Raw genomic sequence first — 25,018 nt, 5'->3', positions numbered from 1 at the left:
ACAGGACAGGTTTGATCGGCCTGTTGGGGCGCAGGAGTGATCAACCCGACGACGTGAGCGGTCGTGTCAGGTACAGGTGGATGGGTTCGGCGAGGTGGGGCGGGCTGTCCTACGGGACCGGCACGCCGAGGGCGGGGAGCACCACGGCGTCGATGTAGTCACGCAAGTAGGCCTGGGTCGGCGGCCGCTCGTCGATGAGCGTGCGCGCCACGAAGCCGCCGATCATCATGTGCAGCACGTAGTCGGCCGCCGGATTGTCCGCGCGGACCTCTCCACGGTCCATGGCCCGCTGGATCACCTTGCGGAACTCCGCCATCTCCGGCTCGACGAGCAGTTCCCGGAACGCCTGAAGGAGATCCGGGTTGCCGTGGACCGCCATGCCCAGAGCCCGCATCAGCGCGGAGTTCTGTTCCATGGCGCAGTCGTCCTCGCGGAGCAGCAGGGAGTGGAAGTCGCCGCGCAGGGACCCGGTGTCGATCTCGGCGATGTCGGCGCCACCCGGCTTGAAGTGCCGCATGGCCCTGACGACCAGTTCGGCCTTGCCACCCCACTGGCGGTAGAGCGTGGCCTTGCTGGACTTCGTGCGGGCGGCGACGGCGTCCATGGTGAGGGCCTCGTAGCCGACTTCCCGGAGCAGGTCGAGCGTGGCGCCGTACAGCTCGGCCTCGCGCTCGGGCGTGATCCGACTACGACGCGCCGTTGCGACCTCGGTCATGCCACTCACCCTTTCCGGTTCCGGTTTCGGACGACACCGTTTCGTACAGCTTCGCCCTACGTCAATGAACATACCCTGAGAACCATAGAAACGAAACCGTTTCGTACGTGTCTTGACTCACGGCCGGCATCGGAACCCGCCGGCGAGCCGGATATTTCATAAATTGACGGAATTGGAAGCGGGTCCGAAGTTGCTGGGGCCTCGTTACCGGAAAAGCATGGGGAGGTGAGCTATCTGCGCCTGCCCCACCTCAGTGGAGACCTGTTGTGCTTCGTCGCCGAGGACGATCTCTGGCTCGCCCGCCTCGACGGTGACGGTGGGCCGGGGTCCTCCAGGACCGACGGCCGTGCCTGGCGGCTCACCGTCGACCGCACGAAGGTCGGGCACCCGCGCTTCTCGCCCGACGGGCGGCACATCGCGTACACGAGCTGGCGCAGTCTCGTGCCCGAGATCCACCGGGCGCCGGTGGACGGCGGTCCCGCGCAGCGGCTCACCTACTGGGGCAGCGCCGACACCCAGGTCTGCGGCTGGTCCCCGGACGGCGACATCCTCGCCGTCGCCTCCCACGGCCAGCCCTTCTCCTACTTCACCTGGGCCTACAGCGTCCCGGCGGGCGGCGGCCCCGGCGGGCGGCTCCCCTGGGGTCCGGTCTCCGACATCCAGGTCGCGGACATCGAAGGGGAGCGCAGGACCCTCCTCCTCACGGGCACCCCGCCCCACGAACCGGCCGCCTGGAAGCGCTACCGGGGCGGCGCGACCGGCCGCCTCTGGCTGCACGGCGAGCGCCTGCTCACCGACCTCGACGGCCATCTGCACTCCCCCATGTTCGTCGGCGACCGCATCGCCTTCCTCTCCGACCACGAGGGCGTCGGCAACCTGTACTCGTGCGCGTACGACGGTTCCGGCCTGCGCCGTCACACCGACCACGACGCCTTCTACGCCCGGCACGCCTCCAGCGACGGCACCCGGGTCGTGTACCAGTGCGCGGGCGACCTATGGATCGTCGACGACCTCGCCGCCGACTCCGTCCCCCGCCGCCTCGACGTACGGCTCGGCGGGCCGCGCGCCGGCCGTCGTACGTATCAGGTGCCCGCCGCGCAGCACGTCGACGGCATCTCGGTCGACGAGACGGGCCGCGCGAGCGCCGTCGTCGTGCGCGGCAGCCTGTACTGGCTGACACACCGGGACGGCCCGGCCCGGACGATCACCGACACCCCGGGGGTACGGGTCCGGCTGCCCGAGATGCTCGGCTCGGGCGGGCAGGTCGCGTACGTCACGGACGCGGAGGGCGAGGACGCGATCGAGATCGCCTATCTGCCCAGGGCCAGCGGGGAGCGGGAGCCGAGACGACTGGCCTCGGGCAGGCTGGGCCGGGTACTGGAACTGGTGTCCGACCCGGCGGGCGAACGCCTCGCCATCGCCGCCCACGACGGCCGCCTTCTCCTCCTCGACGCCACCGAGGACTCGAACGGCGAGGTCACCGAGCTGATCTGCTCCCTCAACGGTCCGGTCACCGACCTCGCCTTCTCCCCCGACGGCGCCTGGCTGACCTGGTCGCACCCCGGCATCGGCCGCTCCCTGCGCCAGATCAAGATGGCGCGCATAAAGGACCGTCTGATCGTCGACGTCACCAACGGCCGCTTCGAGGACGAGAACCCGGTCTTCACCAGGGACGGCCGCTATCTCGCCTTCCTCTCCTGGCGAGGCTTCGACCCGGTGTACGACGTCCACACGGGCGATCTCTCCTTCCCGCTCGGCTGCCGCCCCTACCTCGTCCCCCTCTCCTCCGCCACCCCGTCCCCGTTCGCTCTCTCCCCCGACGGACGACCGGCCGCCGGTGGCCTGGATCCCGCCGAGGACGAGGGCGCCGACGGCACGGTGACCGTCGAGGCCGAGGGCCTGGAGAGCCGTGTGACGCCCTTCCCGGTCGCCGCCTCCAAGTACTCGGCGCTGTACCCGGTCGCGGGCGGCGGACTGGTGTGGCTGCGCTGGCCGATCTCGGGCGCGCTCGGCGAGACGTTCGCGAACCCGGACGACACGAGCGGCCGGCCCACGCTCGAACACTTCAACCTCAGCAAGGGCAAGAAGTCCGAACTCGTGGGCCACCTCGACTGGTTCGCGGTGAGCGGCGACGCCTCACGACTCGTCGTCGTCGACGAGGACGAGCTGCGCGCGGTGCCCTCCACCGACCCCGGCGACGGCGACACGACCGTCTGGATCGACCTGCGTCGGGTCCTGCACGAGGTCGACCCGCCGGCGGAGTGGCGCCAGTCGTACGAGGAGGCGGGCCGCCTGATCCGCGCCTACTTCTGGGAACCCAGGATGTGCGGCATCGACTGGGACGCGGTGTTGGAGCAGTACCGCCCGCTCGTCGAACGGGTAGCGTCCCCCGACGAGTTCGCGGACCTGCTGAGGGAGGTCCTGGGCGAGCTGGGCACGTCCCACGCGTATGTGACAGCCGCCCGCCGCAACGAGGGCCCACCGCACTACCAGCGCAGACAGGGCCTGCTCGGCGCCAACTTCGTGCGCAGGGAGGGCGGCTGGATGCTGGACCGGATCCTCCCCGGCGACTCCTCCGACTCCAAGGCCCGTTCCCCGCTGGCCGGTTCGGGAATCCGGGAGGGCGCGCTCCTCACCCAGGTGGACGGGCGCCCGGTGGACCCGGTGACGGGCCCGTTCCCGTTGCTCGCCGGCGCGGGCGGTACGACGGTGGAGCTGACGTTCACCGCGCCGGAGGACGCTCCGGCCGATGGCTCGGGCTCGGGCAGGGCGCGGAGGGTCGCGGTGGTCCCCCTAGTCGATGAACGGCCGTTGCGGTACCAGGACTGGGTCGCCAAGCGCCGGGAAGTGGTACGGGAGTTGAGCGGCGGGCGGTGCGGCTACCTGCACATCCCCGACATGGGCGGCTCGGGCTGGGCCCAGTTCAACCGCGACCTGCGCATGGAGGTGTCGAGGCCCGCCCTCATCGTCGACGTGCGCGGCAACGCGGGCGGCCACATCAGCGAACTGGTGGTGGAGAAGCTGACGCGCACGATCCTGGGCTGGGACCTGACACGCAACGCCCAGCCGGTCTCGTACGCCTCGAACGCCCCCCGGGGGCCGGTGGTCGCCCTCGCCGACGAGGCGACGTCCTCCGACGGCGACATGATCACGGCGGCCTTCAAGCTGCTGGAACTCGGCCCGGTGGTCGGCCAGCGGACCTGGGGCGGAGTGGTCGGCATGACCGGCCGCCACCGCCTGGGCGACGGCACGGTGATCACGGTCCCGATGAACGCGGCCTGGTTCGACACCTACGGCTGGACCGTCGAGAACCAGGGCGTCGCCCCGGACCTGGAGGTCCTGCGCACCCCCCTGGACTGGGCGGAGGGCCGCCACGTCGAGACGGACGACGCCATCAAACTGGCCCTGGCCCTCCTGGACACCCACCCGGCAGCGACTCCCCCGACCTACGACGAGGTCCCCAACAGGGCAAGGCCACAACTTCCCCCGCGGTGACAACCCACGACTCCGGCCGCATTCCTGACAGGCGCTGGGGTCACCCACCTGAGGGGCGCGGGGAACTGCGCGACAAGCCCCCACCCACCCGCACCCGACCACACACCCCCGACACCCCGAACACCCCCGACAAAAACGCAGGGTGCCCTCGAAATACAGAGGGCACCCCACGTCGACCGCTCAAGCCGGACTAGATGTCGTAGTCCCGGTTGAGTCGATCCGCTTCCTCACGCATCGCCCGCTCCGTCTCCTCCTCGTCACGAGGACGCCCACGCTCCGGGGTCTCCTCCTGACCCTGCCGGCGCTGACCCTGCTGGCCCTTACGGGCCTGCTCCATCTTCTCCTTGGCCTGGCGAGCCTTGTCCTGCATCTCGTCCTTCATGCCCATGTGGGTTCACTCCCGTAATTGGGTGAGGGGATGGGGGCTCGACCAGATTTGCACGCACCGACAAAGCGCGCATTTCGATCAGTCACGATCAGTCACCGCCCGCGCCGGACCCCCTTCCGGCCCCCGCGCCCCGGGCCTCCTCGTCCGCCGCCCCGCCCGCGCCCACCAGCCCGGTGCCCATCCCCTGCAACCGCCCGGAGAACCGCCCGACCTCACGCTGCCCCACCGCACCGATCAGCCCCGGCAGATACCCCCGCACCCCCTGCATCCCGCGCAGCCACCACTGCCCGTACACATGACTGGACCGCCGCTCGATCCCCGCGACGAGCCGGTCGACGGCGGGCCCCAGCGGATACGTCTTGCTGGCCGGCCACGGCAACCGCTGCCGCAACTCCCGCATGACGTCGTCCTGGTCGGCCCCGCGCACCATGTCGGTGTCGGTCCACGACAGGTACGCGACGCCCACCCGGACGCCCTTGTACCCGACCTCGGCCCGCAGACAGTGCGCGTACGCCTCGACCCCGGACTTGGACGCGCAGTACGCACTCATCATCGGCGCCGGAGTGATGGCGGCCAGGGAGGCGATCTGCAGCAGGTACCCCCGGCTCTCGGTCAGCACCGGCAGAAACGCCCGGCCGGTAACCGCCGACCCGATCAGATTGACCTCGATGACCCGCCGCCACGACTCCGGATCGGAGTCGGCGAAGGGCCCGCCGCTGGCGACCCCGGCGTTGGCGACGACGATGTCGACCTTCCCGAAGCGCTCCTTGACCTCCGCCGCCACCCGGGACATCGCCTCGTGATCGGTGACGTCGGCGTACCAGTACGCGCTGTCGGTGTGCAGCCGTTCCGAGACCTGTTTGAGCTCGTCGGCCTCCAGCCCGACCAGCGCGACCCTGGCCCCACGGGCGGAGAGCTTGCGCGCGAGCAGTTCACCGACCCCCCGAGCGGCTCCCGTGACGACAGCGACCTGCCCGTCCAGACCGACCTTGCTCATGCGCTCTCCTCGATAGGTACGCCGCTGCCTGCCTGAGTGTCTTTCGGCCCCGACCGCCCATACACCGCGACCAGTTCACGGATCACCCCGGTCACCGCCTCCGGCGCCTCGACCGGCGTCATGTGCCCGAGCCCGGGCAGCTCGGTCGCACCGTGACACCGGGGCAGCGCGGCGGCCAGTGCCCGCGCGTGAACGGGCGGGGTCATCCGATCGGCCGTACCGACGAGGACAGCCGCCGGAACAGTCAACTCCCTCACATGAGCGTCGAGTTGCACCCCGTCCAGCACCCGAGCCCACGCGTACCGCACCTTGCGCGGGCACGCCTGCACTATCCGGGCGCATGCCTCGACCATCGCGGGCGTCGAACCGGCGCCCATCGTCGCGTACTTGAGGATGCGCCGGGAGACCGGCGTGACCGGCCCCATCGGGGCGCGTGAACTGAGGGCCCGCCGGGTGAGCCAGGTACGCAGCCGCCCGGCCCGCATCGGGACGACCAGCGACTCGGCGACCAGCCGCGAACTGCCCGTACTGCACAGCAGTACGGCCGCCGCGTGCTCCCGGAACCCCGGCCGCGCGGACGCCGCCAGCACCGTCATCCCGCCCATGGAGTGCCCCGCGACCACGGCTTTCTCACCGGGCGAGAGGGTGGCCGCGAGGACGGCCTCCAGATCGTCGGCGAGGACGTCGGTGCTGCACACGGGGCTCGCGGGGGTGCGTCCGTGGCCGCGCTGGTCGTAGGCCACGACCCGGTGATCGGGGGCGAGTTCGCGGATCTGGGCGGCCCAGAAGGCGGTGGAACAGGTCCAGCCGTGCGCGAGGACGACCACGGGCCCGTCGTCCACGCCGTGTACCTCGACATGCAGCCGGGCCCCGTCCGCCGAAACGACGGTGAGCTCACGGACGGGCACGGGCGGGTTGTACGGACCGTCCGCCACGGACATCAGCCGACTCATGCTTCCACCCCTACGGTCGAGTTGACGTCACCGGTGCTGGTTCTGGCACCGGTGTTGGCGCTGGCATTGGTGCTGGTGCTGGTGCTGCCGGGCGTCCGCAGGACCTCGTACTCGGCGAGATCCACGCGCCGGGTCGCCCGCCGGAACTCGGATGTCGTACCGGGCCAGATGGTGGTGTTGCGTCCGTTCGCGTCGAGGTACCAGCTGCTGCACCCGCCGGTGTTCCACACCGTGCGCAGCATCCGCTGCTGGACCCGGTCGTTCCAGGCGTCGACGGCGGCGGGCCGGGCATCAAGAGCGACCCGACCCCCGAGAACACCCAACTGCCTTACATAGTCGGCCATATAGCTGAGCTGGGACTCGATCATCAGGATCATGGAGGAGTTTCCGAGGCCGGTGTTGGGCCCGATGATCGTCATCCAGTTGGGGAAACCGGCGGCGGAGGCCCCGCGCAGCGCCCGCATCCCGCTGCCCGCCCAGGCCTCGGCGAGCGTACGCCCGTCGGCCCCGACGACCCGGTCGGCGATGGGCATGTCCGTGACGTGGAACCCCGTACCGAAGACGATGGCGTCCACCTCGGCCGTACTCCCGTCGGCGCCCACGACGGTGGAACCCCGCACCTCGCTCAACCCGCTCGCCACGACATCCACGTTGGGCCGGGTGAGCGCCGGATAGTACGCACTCGACAGCAGGATGCGCTTGCAGCCGATGCGGTAGTCGGGGGTGAGTTTGGCGCGCAGGGCGGGATCCTTGACCGCGCGGTGCATATTGCGCCTGGCCAGCGCCTCCACAGCGCCCAGCTCACCCGGATGCTTGGTGAACGCCTGGACCTGCAACTCCCGCATGCCCCAGAGGAGTCCGCGCCGCAGCCGGGTGGTGAAGGGCAGCGCGCGGTGCACGGCGCGCTCGGCGTCGCCGATGGCCCGGTCGATGCGGGGCATCACCCACGGCGGGGTGCGCTGGAAGAGGGTGAGGCGGGAGACGTCGGGCTGGATGGCGGGCACGATCTGGATGGCGGAGGCCCCGGTCCCGACCATCGCGACCCGCTTGCCGCGCAGGTCGTAGTCGTGGTCCCAGCGGGCGGAGTGGAAGACCTTGCCGGGGAAGGTGTCGAGCCCCGGGACATCCGGCACCTTGGGGTCGGAGAGGGGCCCGGTGGCGGAGACGACGAGATCGGCGAGCAGGGTCCCGCTACTGGTCTCGATCACCCACGCCAGTCGGCTCCCGTCCCAAGTCATCTTCTTCACCTCGGAGTTGAGGCGCAGGTGGGGCCGCAGCCCGAAGATGTCGGCGACGTGCTCCAGGTACGCACGGATGTGCTCCTGCCCGGAGAAGGCGCGCGGCCAGTCGGGATTCGGCGCGAAGGAGAACGAATAGAGGTGGGACGGCACGTCACAGGCGCATCCCGGATAGCTGTTGTCGCGCCAGGTTCCGCCGACGCTGCCGGCCCGCTCCAGCACGACGAAGTCGGTGACCCCTTCGCGCCGCAGCCGCACGGCGGCCCCGAGCCCCCCGAACCCGGACCCGATCACCGCCACCCGCACATGTTCGTGTCCGGCTTCGTGTCCGGCTTCCTGTTCGGCCATGCCGATGCCTTTCCCTGCGCGACCGTGCCAGTGAACACTGGCGCAATGGGGAGAGTAGAGGAGGTCCGTACTGATGGGTAGGGTCCGGAACAGGGAAAGTTACCGCCGGTACGACTTAGGGTTCCGACGTGGCAGACGCAGAGAACGCCGAAGAGGCGCGTGAGTACCGGATGGAGGAGCTGGCCGGGCTGGCCGGCATCACCGTCCGCACCCTGCGCTTCTACCGCGAACGCAAACTGATCCCGCCACCCCGCCGCGAGGGCCGCATCGCCTGGTACGACGACCACCACCTTGCCCGCCTGCGCACGATCTCGGCGCTGCTGGAACGCGGGCACACCCTCAACGGCATCGCGGAACTGGCCGAGGCCTTCGACAACGGCCGCGACGTCGCCGACCTGCTCGGCCTCGGCGCCCCCACCGAGGAGACCCCGGTCCGCCTCACCCCCGAGGAACTCGCCGACCGCTTCGGCCCGGACGCCACCCCCGAGAACCTCGCGGCCTCGATGGACCTCGGCTATCTGGGCATCGACGGCGACCAGATCGTCCACATCAGCCGCAGCCTCCTGGACGCGTCGTCGGCGCTGGTCCAGGAGGGCATCCCGCTCTCAGCCGTCCTGGCGGCGGGCAAACGGGTACGCGACCACGCGGACGCCCTGGCCGAGATCTTCACGGACGTGATCCTCACCCACACCCCGGAGGCGGACCCGGCACGCCTGCGCCCACTGGCGCAACGGGTGGTGGAGGCGGAGCTTTCGCTGGCGCTGGACCGCCGAATGCGCCAGGACACCTGAAGCCCCAGCCGTGGGGCGGCTCAGAGGTCGTAGACAACCGTGACGGGCGCATGGTCCGACCAGCGCTCCGCATGCGTGGCCGCCCGCTCGACATATCCCTTGACCGCCTTGGCGGCGAGCCCCGGCGTCGAGATCTCGTAGTCGATCCTCCACCCTGAATCATTGTCAAAGGCCCGCCCCCGGTACGACCACCACGAATAAGGCCCCTCGACGTCCGGATGCAGCGCCCGCACCACGTCGACGTATCCCCCGTCCCCCTCGTCGAGCACCCGCCCGAGCCACGCCCGCTCCTCCGGCAGGAACCCGGAGTTCTTCTGGTTGGCGCGCCAGTTCTTGAGGTCGGCGGGCTGGTGGGCGATGTTCCAGTCGCCACAGACGACGACCTCGCGCCCGTCGGCGGCGGCCCGCACCCGCAGGTCCTTCAGATACGCCAGGAACTCGTCCATGAAGCGGATCTTCTCGTCCTGCCGCTCGGTGCCGACCTCGCCGGACGGCAGATACAGGCTGGCGACGGTGACACCGGGCAGGTCGGCCTCGACGTACCGGCCGCTGCCGTCGAACGCGGCGGAGCCGAAGCCGACCTGGACACGGTCGGGCTCGCGGCGGGTGTACAGGGAGACCCCCGCGCGGCCCTTGGCCGCGGCGGGCGCGTGCGTGACGTACCAGCCCTCGGGCGCGCGGACCTCCTCCGGCAGCTGCTGCGGTTCGGCGCGCACCTCCTGGAGGCACAGCACGTCGGCGGAGGTCTCGGCGAGCCACTCCACGAAGCCCTTCTTCGCGGCGGCGCGGAGTCCGTTCACATTCACACTGGTCACAGTCAGCACGCGGGCACGATACCCGGAGAGCGAAATCACCTGGCGACAGCGACATGCATACATGTACCGTGCATGGCATGAATATCCGCCGGGTCTCCTTCGACCACCCCGACGCCGTCAAGCTCAACGACCAGGTCCAGGCCGAGTACGCCGCCCGCTACGAGGACGAGGGCGACGCCACCCACCTCGACCCGGCGATGTTCGACCCGCCGTCCGGCCTGTACCTGATCGCGTACGACGAGCAGGACCGCCCCGTGGCCACCGGCGGCTGGCGCGGCCACGACAACGCGAACGACGAAGGTTATCTGCCCGGCGACGCCGAGCTGAAGCGGATGTACGTCGTCGAGGAGGCGCGCGGACTCGGTCTGGCCCGCCGCATACTCGCCGCCCTGGAGGAGGACGCCCGCGCAGCCGGCCGCACCCGCATGGTCCTGGAGACGGGCGACCGACAGCCGGAGGCCATCGCCCTGTACACCTCCAGCGGCTACGAGCCCTCCGCGAAGTTCGGCTACTACCGCCACCACGACGCGAGCCGCTGCTTCGCCAAGAGCCTGTAGGGCCCGATACGGGGTCGGCTGCTCACGCCCGCAGAAACGCCAGCACCGCCAGGACCCGCCGATGAGTCTCGTCCGCCGGAGGCAGGTCCAGCTTGGCGAGGATGCCGCCGATGTGCTTGCCGACGGCCGCCTCGGAGACCACCAGTTCGCGGGCTATCGAACCGTTGGACCGGCCCTCCGCCATCAGCGCCAGCACCTCGCGCTCACGCGGGGTCAGCCGCTCCAGCGGATCGCGACGCCGGCGCAGCAGCTGCCGTACGACCTCGGGGTCGACGACGGTGCCCCCGTCCGCGACCCGTCGCAGCGCGTCGACGAACTCCTCGACCTGTCCGACCCGGTCCTTGAGCAGATAGCCGACGCCCGTCCCGTCGCCGGAGTCGAGCAGTTCGGCGGCGTAGGTCCGCTGGACGTACTGGCTGAGCACCAGAACAGGCAGCCCCGGCCGCGCCTCGCGAAGCCGCACGGCCGCCCGCAGCCCCTCGTCCTGGAATCCGGGCGGCATGCGTACGTCCGTCAGCACGATGTCCGGTTTCTGCTCGGCGGCCGCCGCGAGCAGGGCTTCCGCATCCCCGACGGCCGCCACCACCTCGTGGCCGACCCTGGTGAGCAGCCCGATCAGCCCCTCCCTCAGCAGCACGCTGTCCTCGGCGAGGACTATGCGGAGCGATGGGCTCGATCCGTCGACCGACTCAACTCGCAAGGAATCTCCACCCGTAGCAACGTCGGTCCACCCGGCGGGCTGGACAGGGAAAGTCTGCCATCGAGCACTGACACCCGGTCCGCGAGCCCGGTGAGCCCGCTGCCCCCTCCGGCGTCCGCGCCGCCCCGTCCGTCGTCGAGCACGGTGACGAACAGCCGTCCGTCGCGGTGTCCGCCGCCGATCTCGGCCCGGCTCGCCCCGCTGTGCCGGTCGACGTTGGCGAGCGCCTCGCAGACCACGAAGTACGCGGCGGACTCCACCGCTCGTGGAAGACGACCGGGCACGTCGAGGCCGACGTCCACGGGCACCGCCGTACGGTCGGCCGCGTCGGCCACCGCGGCCTGGAGCCCGTAGTCCGCGAGGACTTGCGGATGGATCCCGTGGATCAGCTCACGCAGCTCTTCCAGCGCCTTGCCCGCTTCCCCCTGGGCCTTGGCCAGTTGCTCGGCGAGCGGCCCCGGCGGTGCGTCCAGCCGGGCCAGGCCGAGCGTCACCGACAGGGCGACCAGGCGCTGTTGGGCCCCGTCGTGCAGATCGCGTTCGATCCGCCGGCGCTCCGCCTCGAAGGCGTCCACCAACCGGACGCGGGAGCGGGCGAGTTCGACGACCCGCTCCCCCAACTCGACGTCCGGGGCGGCGATCAGGAGCCGCGTCAGCCCGGCCCGCGCACCGGCGGCGACCGCGAGCGCATACGCACCGAGGGCCAGCAGAACCAGCCCGCCGGCCGAGCAGCCGAAGGCGGTCGGCCAGTCGGTGACCGTCCACTGCTTGAGCACCTTCACCTCCTGCCCTTCGCCAACGGTCGCCATCAGCAAGGGAGTTGCCGCCGTAGCCACGGGGACGCACAGTGCGACGGCGACGACAAGGGCGTCCACGGGCCACAACAGGCCCGCGAACAGCAGCGCGTACCCGAGCTCCCGCCAGGTGGCCCCCTCCCGGAGCCGGACCGTCAGCCACGGCCGCAGTCCGGGTACGACCGGCTCCCGGTGCGGATCGGGCACCGGTTCCGGATCGACGAGCCGCAGTCTGAACCGCTCGACGCGGGCCACGGGAAGCCCGGTGAGGGCGAGGGCGACGAGCAGTGGCAGGCCCACGAGCACGAGGGCGAGCGTTCCGCCGGCCACCGCCAGGAGCACGACCAGCACAAGGACAAGAGACCCGGTCACGGCCCCGCTGACGAGGTAGGCGACCGACCGCCAGGGCCACCACGACAGCAGAAATCCCGGCCGGGTCATGGCCTGCCACACGTTGCTCGGATGCATGACGATCACGGTAGGAGGCAGCCGCCCGCGAGGGCCATCGGTCCAGCCGGCGAATCGAGGGTATGCCTGGCCCTACCCCAGGTCTCGCCCCTGCCGCACTGCTTCGGCGCACCGCGCACGGTTGCCTTGAACCCATGGACAGCGACGCGATTCAACTACGTGACGTCACACGGAAGTTCGGCACGGGCGGAAGAGACGGGAGCGTGGTGACGGCCCTCGACTCGATCACTCTCGCCTTCCCCAGGGGCACCTTCACGGCCGTCATGGGCCCGTCCGGCTCGGGCAAGTCGACCCTGTTGCAGTGCGCGGCGGGGCTGGACCGGCCCACGTCCGGTTCGGTCACCTTGGACGGTACCGAGCTGACCGCCCTGAACGAACGGGAGTTGACCCTGCTGCGCCGTGCCCGCGTGGGTTTCGTCTTCCAGGCGTTCAATCTGCTCCCTTCCCTGACCGCCGAGCAGAACGTGGCGCTCCCCCTGCGGCTGGCCAGGCGCCGCCCTGCCAGGTCGCAGATCCGGAAGGCGCTGACACAGGTCGGCCTCGCCGACCGGGCCCGTCACCGCCCGCCGGAGCTCTCCGGTGGCCAGCAGCAACGGGTGGCCCTGGCCCGCGCGTTGATCACCCGCCCCGAGGTCCTGTTCGCCGACGAGCCGACCGGCGCGCTGGACTCCCGGACGGGGCACGAGGTACTCCGGCTGCTGCGGGCGATGGTCGACACGGACGGTCTGACGGTCGTCATGGTCACGCACGACCCGGTGGCGGCGTCGTACGCGGACCGTGTGGTCCTCCTCGTCGACGGCAGGGTGCACGACGAGGTGGCGGCCCCGTCGGCAGAGGCCGTCGCCGCCCGTATGGCAGCCCTGGAGTCCGCGCAGGCGACCCGTCCGGAGGCCGCTCCGTGCTGACGACGACCACTCTCCGCACCCGCTGGACGGCCTTCACCGGCAGCTTCGTGGCCCTCTCCCTCGGCGTCGCCCTGATCGCCGTCATGGGTCTGGCCCTGGCCGCCACCCTGGACGCCCACGCCCGCAGCCCCGAACGGTTCGCAGCCGCACCGCTGGTCGTACGAGGCACGGACACCCTCCGCGTACGAACCCCGAACGGCACCGAGACACAGCGCCTGGCCCACCCCCGCCCGCTACCGGCGAAGCTCGTCGCCCAACTGCGCACCCTGGGAAGGGTCGTGGAGGACAGAACCTTCGCCGTACGAGCCGACACGGGCTCCGCCCCCGACGACCTGCTGGCCCACCCCTGGTCGACCGCCGCCTTCGCCCCGTACACGATCACCGAAGGCCGGCCCCCGAGAACCGCCGACGAGGTGGTCGTGACCGGCGACTGGGCGAAGCCCGGCGACCGGGTGTCCACCACCTACGGCACGGTACGGATAGTCGGGACGGTACGACCCCCGGGGACCGCGCCGGACTTCGAGAACGCCATGTTCCTCACGGACGCGCGGGCCGCCGAACTCGTGCCGTACAGCGCCCAGTTGGTGGTGGACACCGACGACGTGACGGCCGTACGGGAGACAGTGCGCGGCGTCGGCGGCGTCACGGTCCTGACCGGTGGCGCCCGACGCCTCGCGGACGCGGACCCCGACCGGGACGGGGAGGCGCTCACCGCCCTGAACGCACTGTTCGGCACGGCGGGCGGGGTCACCGGCTTCGTGTCGGTGTTCGTCGTGGCGTCGACGTTCGCGTTCACGGTGGCCCAGCGACAACGGGAGTTCGGCCTCCTGCGCACCGCCGGAGCGACCCCGGGCCAACTCCGCCGCATGGTCCTCGCGGAGGCCCTGACGGTCGGTGTCCTCGCCTCGGCCACCGGCTGCGCACTCGGCGCGTACGCTGCGCCGCGTCTCGTCGAGTGGACGGTCGCGGGTGGTGTCGCACCGCGCTGGTTCGTGCTCGGCGACCACGTGTGGCCGTACCATCTGGCGTTCTGGACAGGCCTGTTGGTGGCGCTGTGCGGTGTGACGGCCGCATCCTGGCGCGCGGGCCGCACCGCTCCCACGGAGGCGCTGCGCGAGGCCGCGCCGAACATCCGCCCCCTGCCCCGCACCCGCCTCCTGATCGGCGCGGCCCTCCTGCTGACGGCCGTACTGACCCTCACCCTGTCCCTGCTCACCGACCCGGGCGATCTGCTCCACCGCAAGACGTACACGAGCCGTCCCCTGCTCCTGATCACCGCGACCGCGCTTCTCGCGCCGGTTCTCGTCCGCCCCCTGACCCGCTTCCTCACCCGGCCACTGGCCCGACTCCCGGGCGCAACAGTGCTGCTGGCCCGCGAGAACAGCACAGCGAACGTCCGCCGTACCGCCGCGATCGCGGCCCCTGTCCTGGTCACCGTGGCTCTCACGGGATCCCTCCTGGGCGCCACCGCGACCCTCACCGAGGCGAGGGCGACCGAGCTGCGCCACGCGACGACAGCCGACCTCGTCGCCACCGCACCCCCCGGGTCGGCCTTCGACACACAACTGGCGGCACGTCTGCGCACCCTGCCGGGAGTGGCCGAGGTCTCCGCGACCGCGCCGACCGCCGTCCACGTCCTGGAGGAGGGCGTGGCGCTCATCAAGTCCGAGGCCCGCACGGCCGATCCGGCCCCGCTCGCCGCGACGGCCGACCTGCCGGTGACATCGGGCCGGGTGACCGACCTCGACGACGACTCGATCATCGTCAACGAGGAGTGGGAACGGCACACGGTGGGCGAGCGGGTGACGGTGTGGCTGGGCGACGGCACGAAACGATCACTGCGGATCGCCGCGACCCTGGCCACCGGCACGGGGGACAACGGCGCGTACGTCACCCCGGCCAACGCCCGGGGAGCCCGGCCCGACCGGCTGGACGTGACCCTGACGGCCGACGCGGACGCTCCGGCGACGACAGCGGCCCTGCGCAGGGCCGTCGAGGAGACCGGTGGCCGGCTGCTCACCAACGCCCAATGGCTGAGGGCCGGTTCCCCGCCCTCGGGCTCCGACCCGGCAACCCGCGTCGGCCTCCTCCTGGTGCTCGGCATCGCCCTCGCCTACACGGGCATCTCCCTCGCCAACACGATGACCATGGCCACCTCCGACCGAGCCCGCGAACTGGCCGCGCTGCGCCTGGCCGGCGCGACCCGCCGACAGGTACTGGGAGTGGTCGGCGCGGAAGCTCTGCTGGTGGTGACGGTGGGCGCGGTCCTCGGCCTGCTGGTCGCCGCACTGAACCTGCTGGGCATGTGGGGCGCGCTGCGCCTCCTGTCCGTACGGACCTCGCTCGAACTCCCGTGGCAGGCCCTCGCCACGACGACCACGACCTGCGCGGCACTCGCCGTGGTCGCGGCCCTGGTCCCGGCGGCACTGTCCCTGCGGCGAAGGCCGGTGGACCTGGCAGGAGTCCGGGACTGACGGCCGCGGACATCCCGACCGAACCTCGGACATGCCGAAGCCCCGACGGGAAAACCCGCCGGGGCTTCGAGCTGTGCGTGGACCTGTGGGGATTTGAACCCCAGACCCCCTCGATGCGAACGAGGTGCGCTACCAGACTGCGCCACAGGCCCTTGCAACGAGTGAAACTCTAGCATCCCGATCCGGGTGCTCGGAAATCCGTTCCGCGCTGGTCAGTCGGGGCCACCGCACACGCCCCCACCTGCCCGTACCGCTCGCTACTCGTTGGCCGCGCGAGGTCGCTCGCCGTCCTCGTACTGGTCGAACAGGGGTGTACGGCCCCGTTCCCGGGCCCGCCGGGCGGAGGCCGCGCGGCGTGCGTCGGTGCGGCCGTCCGAGCCTTCCGGGTCCTGGTCCGAGTCGGACTCCGGCCCCTCCAACAGCTCTGACCGGTCCGCCTCCGTCGCGTCCTCCGCCGTCACCGGCTCGTCCGCCGACGACTCCGACTCGCGGCCCACTGTGCTGGACCGCGCCGCGCTCCAGGCGTCCGGTGCGCCGAGGTCCACGTCGGACGTGGCGCGGGGGGCGACGGGGGCGGTCACGTACGTCGGCAGCGGTACCGGGACCGGGTCCCAGCTGTCGCCGTGGCCGGGGCGGCGCTGGCGTTCGCGCTGCTGGTCGACCCACTCCGCGTGGTCGGTCTGCTCGACGAGCGCACGCCTGTCGGCGGCGAGCGCGGACAGACCCGGGTCGGTCGCCGGCTCCGGGTGCTCGTCCTGCTCCTCCGCCCCGGGGTCGGTGGACGGCCGCCGCCGGGGCTGGCGCTCACGCAGTCGCTGCGCGGCGAGCTCGGCCTGGCGCCGGTCCATCTGGTAGGTGAAGCGGCGCCGTTCCTGCGTACGCAGATAGGCGATGTATCCGCTCAGCATGGCCGCCGGGACAGCGGGGGCCCAGAGGAAGGCGAGTCCGCCGACCGCCGCGACGATCGCGCCGAGCGTGAAGGCGAAGAACAACATCACCGTCGTACGCCGTCGGCGCGCGAGCACCTTCGAGCGCCGGGCGCGCGCGGCGGCTTCCGCCGATGCGCTCGCGCTCCGACGGGCCGCCGGTACGCGCTCACGCTCCCGTTCCCTGACCGGAGCCGGAGCGGACGCCTGTGCGTGCTGGTCCCGCTTCGGCGCCCGCTGCTGTTCGTGCGCCTGGGCCGGCGACTGCTCCTGGTGCGCCCGCTCCTGCGCCTGTACCTGGACCTTCGCCTTGGGGCGGGTCGGGGGCACGGCGAAGGCCCGGACGTCCACCGAGTCGGTGACACCCTCCGGGTCTCCGGCGCTGTGCTCCCCCTCGTCGGTGGAGCGCGCCCGCAGGTCCTTGGCGTACCGGCGCTCCATGCCCGCCCGTCCGGACAGGAGCCGGATGGCGGTGCTGAAGCGTTCCGTCGGACGAGCCTCGTTCAGCTCGTCCTGCCTACGGAGCCACATCGGCACCAAGTAGGCGGCCCAGGCCCCGACAATGACTGCGTAGATGAGGCCGCTGCTGCTCACGCCTCACACGGTAGAGGGGTTTGCGTGAGGCCATCTGCCAATTGAGCCGGTGTGTCGCACGATCTGGCTGATATTTCGAGCTTTTTTTGTGATCGATGCGATCAGCGGGTCATCTAGGGCGCGAATTTGGCACCACAAGTCGATCGCCACTCGGTCGCCACTCAGTCGTCGGCCGATCGCTTTCGAACACTTATTCAATTTACGCGGGATTCCGAGGCGTGTTCCCCGGTGTGTTCCGAGAGCGAGCCCGCTGCCAGCGGCTCAGCAGCCCTTCCGGTACCTCTTCCGCCGTCAGTGCGAAGACGAGATGGTCGCGCCAGGCCCCGTCGATGTGGAGATAGCGGGGCCTGAGCCCTTCGTCGCGGAATCCGAGTTTCTCCACGACCCGACGGCTCGGCCCGTTCTCCGGGCGAATGCAGACCTCGACGCGATGCAGTCCGACCGTACGGAAACAGTGGTCGACCGCCAGTGCGACCGCCGTCGGCATCACGCCCCGGCCCGCCACCGCCTCGTCCACCCAGTAGCCGACGTGTCCCGAACACATCGAGCCCCATGTGATGCCGGCGACCGTCAACTGGCCGACCAGCTGCCCCTGGTACTCGATGGCGAAGGGCAGCATCCGGCCCGCGTTCGCCTCCGCGCGCAGATGACGGATCATCTGGCGGTAGGTCGGCCGGTGGGCAACCGGGCCGCTGGGGGTCGGCGGCGGGATCGTCGCCTCCCAGGGCCGCAGCCAGTCCCGGTTGCGCCGGTTGATCTCGCGCCAGGTCCGCTGGTCGCGCAGCCTGACGGGCCGGAGGACGACATCGCCGTCCACCAGCTCCACCGGCCAGGACGGGCTGTTCAGCTCGCACCCCCACTGTTTCCGCCGGGTCTGGGGTGATCGCCACCCCGGATCTGGTCGACGGCGTGCTTCAACAGGGGCTCCAGCACGGTCAGTCCGTCCTTCACCCCGCCGGTGGAGCCCGGCAGATTGACGATCAGCGTCCCGGCCGCGACGCCGGCCAGTCCGCGCGACAGCGCCGACGTCGGCACCTTCTCGCGGCCGAACGCCCGGATGGCCTCGGCGATGCCCGGCACCTCCAGGTCGAGCACCGCGCGGGTCGCCTCCGGGGTGCGGTCGGTCGGCGAGATGCCGGTGCCACCGGTGGTGACGACGACGTCGTACCCGGCCTCGACACCGGCCCGCAGGGCGTTCTCCACCGGGTCGCCGTCGGGCACGACCCACGGTCCGTCGACGGCGAAGCCGAACTTCTCCAGCCCCGCCGCGATCAGGGGACCGCCCTTGTCCTCGTAGACGCCGGCGGCCGCGCGGTTGGACGCGGTCACGACCATGGCGGCGTAGGGCGCGAGCAGCGGGCCCCCGAACCCGGGAGGCAGCATCTGCGTCATGACCTGCTCCAGGTGCCCGACTTCCCGCCGGTCTTCTCCTCCACCCGGACGTCCGTGATGACCGCCCCCTTGTCGACCGCCTTGACCATGTCGATCACGGTGAGCGCGGCGACCGAGACCGCTGTGAGGGCCTCCATCTCGACGCCCGTGCGGTCCGTCGTCTTCACGGTGGCCAGGATCTCGACGGCGTCGTCCGCGACCGACAGGTCCAGTTTCACACCCGACACCGACAACGGGTGGCAGAGCGGGATGAGGTCCGGGGTCCGCTTGGCGCCCATGATGCCCGCGATCCGCGCGGTGGCCAGGGCGTCCCCCTTGGGGACCCCCTCCCCGCGCAGCAGCTCGATCACGCGTGGCGAGACAAGGACACGGCCGCTGGCACGGGCGGTGCGCGCGGTCACGTCCTTGGCGGATACGTCGACCATGCGGGCGGCGCCCGCCTCGTCGATGTGCGTCAGTCGGTCGTCCTGCGTGCTCATGTGCTGCGGCGCTCCCGGTCGGGCCTGTTGTGCGCGACACGGTACTCCCAACCGGCGCCCTTCAGCCGCCCCCGCCCGCCGGTCAGCCGAGCAGGACGACCTCGACCTCGGCGCCGGGCTCCACGGACTCCTGGTCCTCGGGCACGACGATCAGTGCGTCGGCGTGGGCGAGGGCAGCGATCAGGTGGGATCCCGCGCCGCCGACCGGCGTCACCCGGCCGTCCGCGCAGGTGCCGCGCAGGAACTGGCGGCGCCCGGGCGGCGAGGTCAGCGCCTTGTCCGTCTCCAGGACGGCCCTCGTCGTGGGCCGGTGGATGTCCGGCACGCCCATCAGGGCGCGGATCGCGGGCCGGACGAACAGTTCGAAGGAGACGTACGACGACACCGGGTTGCCCGGCAGGGCGAGCAGCGGGGTGTGGTCGGGGCCGACGGTGCCGAAGCCCTGGGGCTTGCCCGGCTGCATGGCGAGCTTGCGGAAGTCGACGCCGGCGCCGGGCTCGTCCTCGTCGGCGACGTGTGAGAGGGCCTCCTTGACCACGTCGTACGCGCCCACGCTGACGCCCCCGGTGGTGACGACGAGGTCGGCGCGGACGAGCTGGTCCTCGATGGTGGAGCGGAGGGTCTCGGCGTCGTCGGCGACCGCGCCCACGCGGTACGCGATCGCTCCGGCGTCCCGGGCGGCGGCGGTGAGGGCGAAGCTGTTGGAGTCGTAGATCTGACCGGGCGCGAGCTTCTCGCCGGGCTGGATCAGCTCGCTGCCGGTCGACATGACGACCACGCGCGGGCGGGGGCGTACGCGGACGGTGCCGCGGCCGATGGCGGCGAGGAGGGCGATCTGCGGCGGGCCCAGGACGGTGCCCTCGGCGAGGGCGCGGTCGCCGGCCCGGACGTCGCTGCCCTGTGCGCGCACATGCGCGCGTGCCGGTGCCGGGCGGTGCACGCGCACCTGGCCGTGGGCGCCCTCGGGGTCCGTGCTGCGGGCGCGCATCCCGGTGACGGGGCCCTCGCCGAGGCCCCCGTCGGTCCACTCCACGGGGACGACCGTCTCGGCGCCGGGGGGCAGCGGGGCGCCGGTCATGATGCGGGCGGCCTGGCCGGGGCCGACGTGGAGCAGTCCGTCCTGGCCGGCCGCGACGTCCCCGATCACCGTCAGGGCGGCCGGGAACTCCTCGCTCGCGCCCGCGACATCGGCGACCCGGACCGCGTACCCGTCCATGGAGCTGTTGTCGAACGGCGGCAGGGAGACCTGCACCGTGACGTCCTCGACCAGGACGCAGCCCTGGGCGTCGAGGATCTGCAGCTCGATGGGTTCCAGGGGGCGGACGGTCGCGAGGATGTCCTCCAGGTGCTCGTCCACCGACCACAGGTGGTCCTGGGCGGCGGTGCGGGGCGCGGCGCTGCTCAACGTTGCTACATCTCCTCGGCTACGTAACTGCGAAGCCAGGTCCGGAAGTCCGGGCCCAGGTCTTCACGTTCGCATGCGAGTCTGACAATGGCACGCAGGTAGTCGCCTCGGTCCCCGGTGTCATAGCGGCGGCCCTTGAAGACGACGCCGTGCACGGGGCCGCCGATCTTCTCGTCCTGGGCGAGCTGTTGGAGGGCGTCGGTGAGCTGGATCTCGCCGCCGCGGCCGGGCTCGGTCTCGCGGAGTATGCCGAAGATGTGCGGGTCGAGGACGTAGCGGCCGATGATCGCGTAGTTCGACGGGGCGTCCGCCGCCTCCGGCTTCTCGACCAGGCCGGTGACCTTGACGACGTCGCCGTCGTCGGTGGTCTCGACGGCCGCGCAGCCGTACATGTGGATCTGCTCGGGGGCGACCTCCATGAGGGCGATCACGCTGCCGCCGTGCTGCTCCTGGACCTCGACCATGCGCTGGAGCAGGGGGTCGCGGGGGTCGATGAGGTCGTCGCCGAGGAGGACGGCGAAGGGCTCGTGGCCGACGTGCGGGGCCGCGCACAGGACGGCGTGGCCGAGGCCCTTGGGGTCGCCCTGGCGGACGTAGTGCATGGTGGCGAGGTCGCTGGACTCCTGGACCTTGGCGAGTCGCGCGGCGTCGCCCTTCTTCTGAAGGGCGGACTCCAGCTCGTAGTTGCGGTCGAAGTGGTCCTCAAGGGGGCGCTTGTTGCGTCCTGTGATCATGAGGACGTCGTCGAGGCCCGCGGACGCGGCCTCCTCGACCACGTACTGGATCGCCGGCTTGTCGACGACCGGCAGCATCTCCTTGGGAGTGGCCTTGGTGGCCGGCAGGAACCGGGTGCCGAGGCCTGCTGCGGGGATGACAGCCTTGCTGATCCTGGGGTGCGACTCAGTCATGCGGCAACCTTATCCGGAGCCTTTGTACGGATTCCGTGGCGCCGATTAAATGAGGCTCACATCTACGTATGAGGCGCATGAGAACGCTGGACGCGATAGGGAGAGCCATGGGGGCAGAGCCTGACAAGCGCACGTTGCGGCGGGACCTCCTCGCGGTGAGAGGCGGGTTGACGGCCGCCGACGTGGAGGTGGCGGGGGCCGCCCTGGCCTCCCGCGCGCTCGACCTGCCCGAGCTCGCGCACGCGCGCACGGTGGCCGCGTACGTCTCCGTCGGCACCGAACCCGGCACCCGGGCGCTGCTCGACGTCCTCCACGCGCGCGGGGTGCGGGTCCTGCTGCCGGTGCTCCTCCCGGACAACGACCTCGACTGGGGCCGGTACTCCGGGGAGGGGTCCCTGGCGGAGGTGCGGCACGGCGGCCGGATGGCTCTCCTGGAGCCGGCCGGCGACCGCCTCGGAGCGGACGCCGTGACGGGCGCCGACGCCGTTCTGCTGCCCGGTCTGGCCGTGGACGGCCTCGGGCTACGTCTGGGGCGCGGCGGAGGCTCGTACGACCGTGTGCTGGCCCGGCTGGAGCGCGCGGGCGCCGATCCGGCCCTGGTGGTGCTGCTGTACGACTCCGAGGTCGTCCCCCGGGTCCCGGCCGAGCCGCACGACCGGCCGGTGCACGCGGTGGTCACGCCTACGGGAGTACGTCGGTTCCGCGGCCCCTGCTGATCCGGAAAATGGCCCTCCACGCGCGTGGAGGGCCATTTTCCGGATCGCCGGGTGCTCGATTACCGCGTGCTCACGGTTTCAGCAGCAACGTGTCGCTCGTACTGTCGTCGACCGCCTTGTCCGAGAAGGACCAGTCCAGCAGTTCGCCCTTGACCCACTTGCCCGTCTGGTCGGTGTAGTGGTCGCTGAAGGCGTGCCCGGAGGCTCCTGTCAGGTTGATCCACTTCGACTTGTCGAGGTCGCCGAGGTTGACCACCATCCGCATCGACGGCACCCAGACGACGCCGTAGCCACCGGCCGCGTTCCAGCCCGTCGCGTTGACCGTCGCCTCGCCGCCGCCGAGCTTCCAGGGGCCGCGGTTGAGGATGTACTGCACGAAGCCGGGGCCCTCGGTGCCCAGGGTCTGGTTCTTCAGGAACAGGCGGTGCAGCCGGCCCCAGCTCCAGGTGTCGATGTCCTTGCCGAGCTTGGCGGTCAGCTCCCAGCGGGCGTCCGACATGGCGCGCGCGAACAGCTGGTCGCGGTTGGTCGCGGCCGGCTTGGTACGAGTCTTCGGCGTGCTCCACCAGTCGTTGTCCTGGTCGTTGATGAGCTTGCGGACCACCTCGAACCAGCGGTCGCCGCCGTCCGGCTGCGCCTGGTCCGCTTCCCGCTGGCCGCATTCGAGCACCCGCTGGTCCGCGTCGGCGGGGCTGGTGGTGTTCACCGGCTTGACGTACAGGCACTGACCCTCGACCCGCACCTCCTTGGGCAGCTTGTTGCCGAAGGCGAGCTTCAGGATGTTGCGCCAGACCGAGTTGAAGTAGGCAGCCGCGGCCGAGTCGGGGTCCTGGGTGTAGTCCCAGCCCACGAGGAGCTTCTGCGCCTCACGGACGTACTTGTCCTTGACGTCGATCGCCAGCAGCTTGGGCACCAGCAGCTTGGCGATCTCGCTGCTGTTGTCCAGCTGCATCTGGCGCATGTCGTCGGTGGAGATCTTGCCGCCGCCCCTGATCTTCGACTCGATCAGGTCGGTGATGCGCTGGCTGCGGGTGCCGTAGCCCCAGTCCGTGGTGAGCGTGTACGGGTACTTGGCCTTGTCGACGACGGCCTGGTTGGCGGTCACGATGTAGCCGCGCTTCGGGTTGTACTCGAAGGGCAGCTCGGCCTGCTTGAGGTAGCCGGTCCAGCGGTACTTGGAGTCCCAGCCGGGGACCGGGAGCGAGCCGTCGTCGCCCGCCGCGCGCGTGGGGATGCGTCCCGGCAGCTGGTAGCCGATGTTGCCCTCGGTGTCGGCGTAGACGAGGTTCTGCGAGGGCACGTCGAAGGAGGCGGCGCCCGCGCGGAACTCGGCCCAGTTCGACGCCTTGTCGATCAGGAAGACGGCGTCCATGGACTTGCCGGGGTCGAGCGCGGTCCAGCGCAGCGCGATGCCGTAGCCGTCACCGCGGTCGGGGGCGGAGGCGTCGACGGTGGCCTTCTGGCCGACCTTGACGAGCTCGTCGCTGCGGTCGGACAGCAGGGGTCCGTTTTCGGTCTCGCGGACGACGATCTTCTTGGACGCGCCGCCCGCGACCTTGATGGTCTCCTCACGCGTGGTGAACGGCTTCGTCTTCCCGTCGTACAGGTAGCCGTCGCCGGAGAGCTTCTCCAGGTAGAGGTCGGTGACGTCGACGCCCGAGTTGGTCATGCCCCAGGCGATGTCGGCGTTGTGGCCGATGATCACACCGGGCATGCCCGCGAAGGTGTATCCGGCGACGTCGTACTGGCACTTGGCGGAGACGCTGCGGCAGTGCAGGCCCATCTGGTACCAGACGGACGGCAGCGACGGCGACAGGTGCGGGTCGTTGGCCAGCAGCGGCTTTCCGGTGATGGTGTGGTCGCCGCCGACGACCCAGGAGTTGGAGCCGATGCCGTTGCCGTTCACCCCGACGGCCGTCGGAAGGTCGTCGAGGACCCGGTAGAGGCCCTCCAGCTGGCTCTGGAAGGCCGCGGAGTCGGCAGCCGAGGTTCCGGACGTACCCGAGGACGCGGACTCCGTGCTCGCGGCGCTGCCGCCCTGCACGTACGTCCGCGTCGTGGCGTCGTACGCGCCTTCCTGGACGATCGGCTTGTTCCGGCTGTACGGGTACTCCGGGTACAGGTCGGCGATCTGCTGCGGGCCGAGACGGCTGGTCAGCAGGGAGCGGTCGATCTCGTCCTGCATGTTGCCGCGCAGGTCCCAGGCCATCGCCTTCAGCCACGCGACCGAGTCGACCGGGGTCCACTCCTGCGGCTTGTAGTCGTTGTCGAACCCGAGGACCGCGTACTCCAGGGAGATGTCGGCGCCGTCCTTGCCCTTCAGGTAGGCGTTGACTCCCTTGGCGTAGGCCTGGAGGTACTTCTTCGTGGCGGGCGACAGAGTCTTGTCGTACTCGTCCTTGGCCACCCGGTCCCAGCCCAGGGTGCGCAGGAACTCGTCCTTCTCGACCAGCCCCTTGCCGAACATCTCGGAGAGGCGGCCCGAGGTCATGTGCCGGCGGACGTCCATCTCGTAGAACCGGTCCTGCGCCTGGACGTAGCCCTGCGCCATGAACAGGTCCTCGTCGGAGGAGGCGTAGATCTGCGGGACGCCGTAGCTGTCGCGCTTGACATCGACGGGTCCCGACAGGCCTTCGAGGGAGATCGAGCCCTTGGTCTGCGGGAAGGAGGCCCGGACGGTACTGACCGACCAGTAGGCGCCGAAGGCGACGCCTCCGACGATGGCCAGAACCAGGACGATCAAGAACAGTCGGGCTTTGCGCCCCTTCTTCCTGCCGGACTTGCCGGACTTGTGGCCGGAAGAGCTGGTGGTGGTGGGGGGCATCGCTGTCCTTGCTGTCCTAACGCGAGCGGCAGGCGGTACTGGAGTGCTGGAGCAACCATAGGCGCAGGGCCCGACGCGACTTGACGCGGAGTCGGGTACGCGAACGGACGGGCGTTCGATCATGCCTGCGGAAGTG

General features: G+C 71.0%; 21 protein-coding genes and 1 tRNA gene. 6 read left to right on the top strand and 16 right to left on the bottom strand.

Translation table 11 applies throughout. The annotated features are described in order from the left end of the window. Positions 1-109 precede the first annotated feature (109 nt). Positions 110-715, bottom strand: a complete 606-nt coding sequence (locus OHN74_RS25555; RefSeq protein ID WP_327696931.1) for a TetR/AcrR family transcriptional regulator — start codon at positions 713-715, stop codon at positions 110-112. A 225-nt stretch (positions 716-940) separates the two neighbouring features. Between OHN74_RS25555 and OHN74_RS25550 the strand changes: the two genes are divergently transcribed. Beyond that, complete coding sequence (locus OHN74_RS25550) at positions 941-4,210, top strand: S41 family peptidase (RefSeq protein ID WP_327696930.1); 3,270 nt, start codon at positions 941-943, stop codon at positions 4,208-4,210. 190 nt (positions 4,211-4,400) lie between these two features. Here OHN74_RS25550 and OHN74_RS25545 read toward each other — a convergent pair whose 3' ends face one another. The 4 genes from OHN74_RS25545 to OHN74_RS25530 all read right to left on the bottom strand — a co-directional run bounded on the left by OHN74_RS25545 (position 4,401) and on the right by OHN74_RS25530 (position 8,134). Continuing rightward, positions 4,401-4,598 (bottom strand): hypothetical protein, encoded by a 198-nt coding sequence (locus tag OHN74_RS25545; RefSeq protein WP_327696929.1) that lies wholly within the window; start codon positions 4,596-4,598, stop codon positions 4,401-4,403. Positions 4,599-4,686: 88 nt separating this feature from the next. Further along, positions 4,687-5,595 (bottom strand): SDR family oxidoreductase, encoded by a 909-nt coding sequence (locus tag OHN74_RS25540; protein WP_327696928.1) that lies wholly within the window; start codon positions 5,593-5,595, stop codon positions 4,687-4,689. Beyond that, on the bottom strand, positions 5,592-6,548 hold the full coding sequence (locus OHN74_RS25535) for an alpha/beta fold hydrolase (RefSeq protein WP_327696927.1): 957 nt from the start codon (positions 6,546-6,548) through the stop codon (positions 5,592-5,594). The genes OHN74_RS25540 and OHN74_RS25535 overlap by 4 nt, the downstream gene beginning before the upstream one ends. Next, positions 6,545-8,134, bottom strand: coding sequence for a flavin-containing monooxygenase (locus tag OHN74_RS25530; protein WP_327696926.1), 1,590 nt, complete (start codon positions 8,132-8,134; stop codon positions 6,545-6,547). The genes OHN74_RS25535 and OHN74_RS25530 overlap by 4 nt, the downstream gene beginning before the upstream one ends. 170 nt (positions 8,135-8,304) lie before the next feature. Here OHN74_RS25530 and OHN74_RS25525 point away from each other — a divergent pair, with 170 nt between their 5' ends. Continuing rightward, positions 8,305-8,925, top strand: coding sequence for a MerR family transcriptional regulator (locus OHN74_RS25525; RefSeq protein WP_327700267.1), 621 nt, complete (start codon positions 8,305-8,307; stop codon positions 8,923-8,925). Between the two features lie 20 nt (positions 8,926-8,945). Here the strand turns inward: OHN74_RS25525 and OHN74_RS25520 are convergent, their stop codons facing one another. Next, the gene (locus tag OHN74_RS25520) at positions 8,946-9,749 is read right to left on the bottom strand and encodes an exodeoxyribonuclease III (RefSeq protein ID WP_327696925.1); all 804 of its coding nucleotides are present in this window, start codon (positions 9,747-9,749) and stop codon (positions 8,946-8,948) included. A 68-nt stretch (positions 9,750-9,817) separates the two neighbouring features. On the opposite strand from OHN74_RS25520, the gene OHN74_RS25515 reads away from it, so the two are divergent. Beyond that, a complete protein-coding gene (locus OHN74_RS25515; RefSeq protein WP_327696924.1) occupies positions 9,818-10,297 on the top strand; it encodes a GNAT family N-acetyltransferase in 480 nt (159 codons plus the stop codon). 22 nt (positions 10,298-10,319) lie between these two features. On the opposite strand, the gene OHN74_RS25510 is transcribed toward OHN74_RS25515, so the two are convergent. After that, the gene (locus tag OHN74_RS25510) at positions 10,320-10,997 is read right to left on the bottom strand and encodes a response regulator transcription factor (protein ID WP_327696923.1); all 678 of its coding nucleotides are present in this window, start codon (positions 10,995-10,997) and stop codon (positions 10,320-10,322) included. Beyond that, positions 10,952-12,259 carry a sensor histidine kinase gene (locus OHN74_RS25505; protein WP_327696922.1) on the bottom strand — a complete coding sequence of 436 codons (1,308 nt, stop codon included), beginning with the start codon at positions 12,257-12,259 and terminating at the stop codon, positions 10,952-10,954. Before OHN74_RS25505 ends, OHN74_RS25510 begins: the two co-directional genes overlap by 46 nt. 134 nt (positions 12,260-12,393) lie before the next feature. Between OHN74_RS25505 and OHN74_RS25500 the strand changes: the two genes are divergently transcribed. Both OHN74_RS25500 and OHN74_RS25495 read left to right on the top strand, forming a co-directional pair. Then, positions 12,394-13,164, top strand: a complete 771-nt coding sequence (locus tag OHN74_RS25500) for an ABC transporter ATP-binding protein (RefSeq protein ID WP_327696921.1) — start codon at positions 12,394-12,396, stop codon at positions 13,162-13,164. After that, on the top strand, positions 13,158-15,638 hold the full coding sequence (locus OHN74_RS25495) for an ABC transporter permease (protein WP_327696920.1): 2,481 nt from the start codon (positions 13,158-13,160) through the stop codon (positions 15,636-15,638). Before OHN74_RS25500 ends, OHN74_RS25495 begins: the two co-directional genes overlap by 7 nt. Positions 15,639-15,716: 78 nt before the next feature. On the opposite strand, the gene OHN74_RS25490 is transcribed toward OHN74_RS25495, so the two are convergent. From OHN74_RS25490 to galU, 7 genes are all read right to left on the bottom strand, one after another. Then, positions 15,717-15,790: transfer RNA gene (locus tag OHN74_RS25490), tRNA-Ala, on the bottom strand. Positions 15,791-15,895: 105 nt separating this feature from the next. After that, the gene (sepX, locus tag OHN74_RS25485; protein WP_327696919.1) at positions 15,896-17,158 is read right to left on the bottom strand and encodes a divisome protein SepX/GlpR; all 1,263 of its coding nucleotides are present in this window, start codon (positions 17,156-17,158) and stop codon (positions 15,896-15,898) included. Between the two features lie 199 nt (positions 17,159-17,357). Beyond that, a complete protein-coding gene (locus OHN74_RS25480; RefSeq protein WP_327700266.1) occupies positions 17,358-17,975 on the bottom strand; it encodes a GNAT family N-acetyltransferase in 618 nt (205 codons plus the stop codon). Positions 17,976-18,001: 26 nt separating this feature from the next. Continuing rightward, positions 18,002-18,550 (bottom strand): MogA/MoaB family molybdenum cofactor biosynthesis protein, encoded by a 549-nt coding sequence (locus OHN74_RS25475; protein WP_443060442.1) that lies wholly within the window; start codon positions 18,548-18,550, stop codon positions 18,002-18,004. Beyond that, complete coding sequence (moaC, locus tag OHN74_RS25470) at positions 18,547-19,029, bottom strand: cyclic pyranopterin monophosphate synthase MoaC (protein WP_164409875.1); 483 nt, start codon at positions 19,027-19,029, stop codon at positions 18,547-18,549. Before moaC ends, OHN74_RS25475 begins: the two co-directional genes overlap by 4 nt. Positions 19,030-19,111: 82 nt before the next feature. Continuing rightward, positions 19,112-20,434, bottom strand: coding sequence for a molybdotransferase-like divisome protein Glp (gene glp, locus OHN74_RS25465; RefSeq protein ID WP_327696918.1), 1,323 nt, complete (start codon positions 20,432-20,434; stop codon positions 19,112-19,114). A gap of 5 nt (positions 20,435-20,439) precedes the next feature. Beyond that, the gene (galU, locus tag OHN74_RS25460; protein WP_327696917.1) at positions 20,440-21,342 is read right to left on the bottom strand and encodes a UTP--glucose-1-phosphate uridylyltransferase GalU; all 903 of its coding nucleotides are present in this window, start codon (positions 21,340-21,342) and stop codon (positions 20,440-20,442) included. Positions 21,343-21,449: 107 nt separating this feature from the next. Here galU and OHN74_RS25455 point away from each other — a divergent pair, with 107 nt between their 5' ends. Beyond that, positions 21,450-22,058: a 5-formyltetrahydrofolate cyclo-ligase gene (locus OHN74_RS25455; protein WP_327696916.1), complete on the top strand. Its 609-nt coding sequence runs from the start codon at positions 21,450-21,452 to the stop codon at positions 22,056-22,058. A 70-nt stretch (positions 22,059-22,128) separates the two neighbouring features. On the opposite strand, the gene OHN74_RS25450 is transcribed toward OHN74_RS25455, so the two are convergent. Next, positions 22,129-24,882: a penicillin acylase family protein gene (locus OHN74_RS25450; RefSeq protein ID WP_327696915.1), complete on the bottom strand. Its 2,754-nt coding sequence runs from the start codon at positions 24,880-24,882 to the stop codon at positions 22,129-22,131. Positions 24,883-25,018 lie beyond the last annotated feature (136 nt).

The sequence above is a fragment of the Streptomyces sp. NBC_00459 genome, assembly GCF_036013955.1.
Classification (GTDB): Bacteria; Actinomycetota; Actinomycetes; order Streptomycetales; family Streptomycetaceae; genus Streptomyces.
The sequence above is the reverse complement of the archived record's forward strand: the minus strand, read 5'-3'. Positions and strand labels throughout refer to the sequence as shown.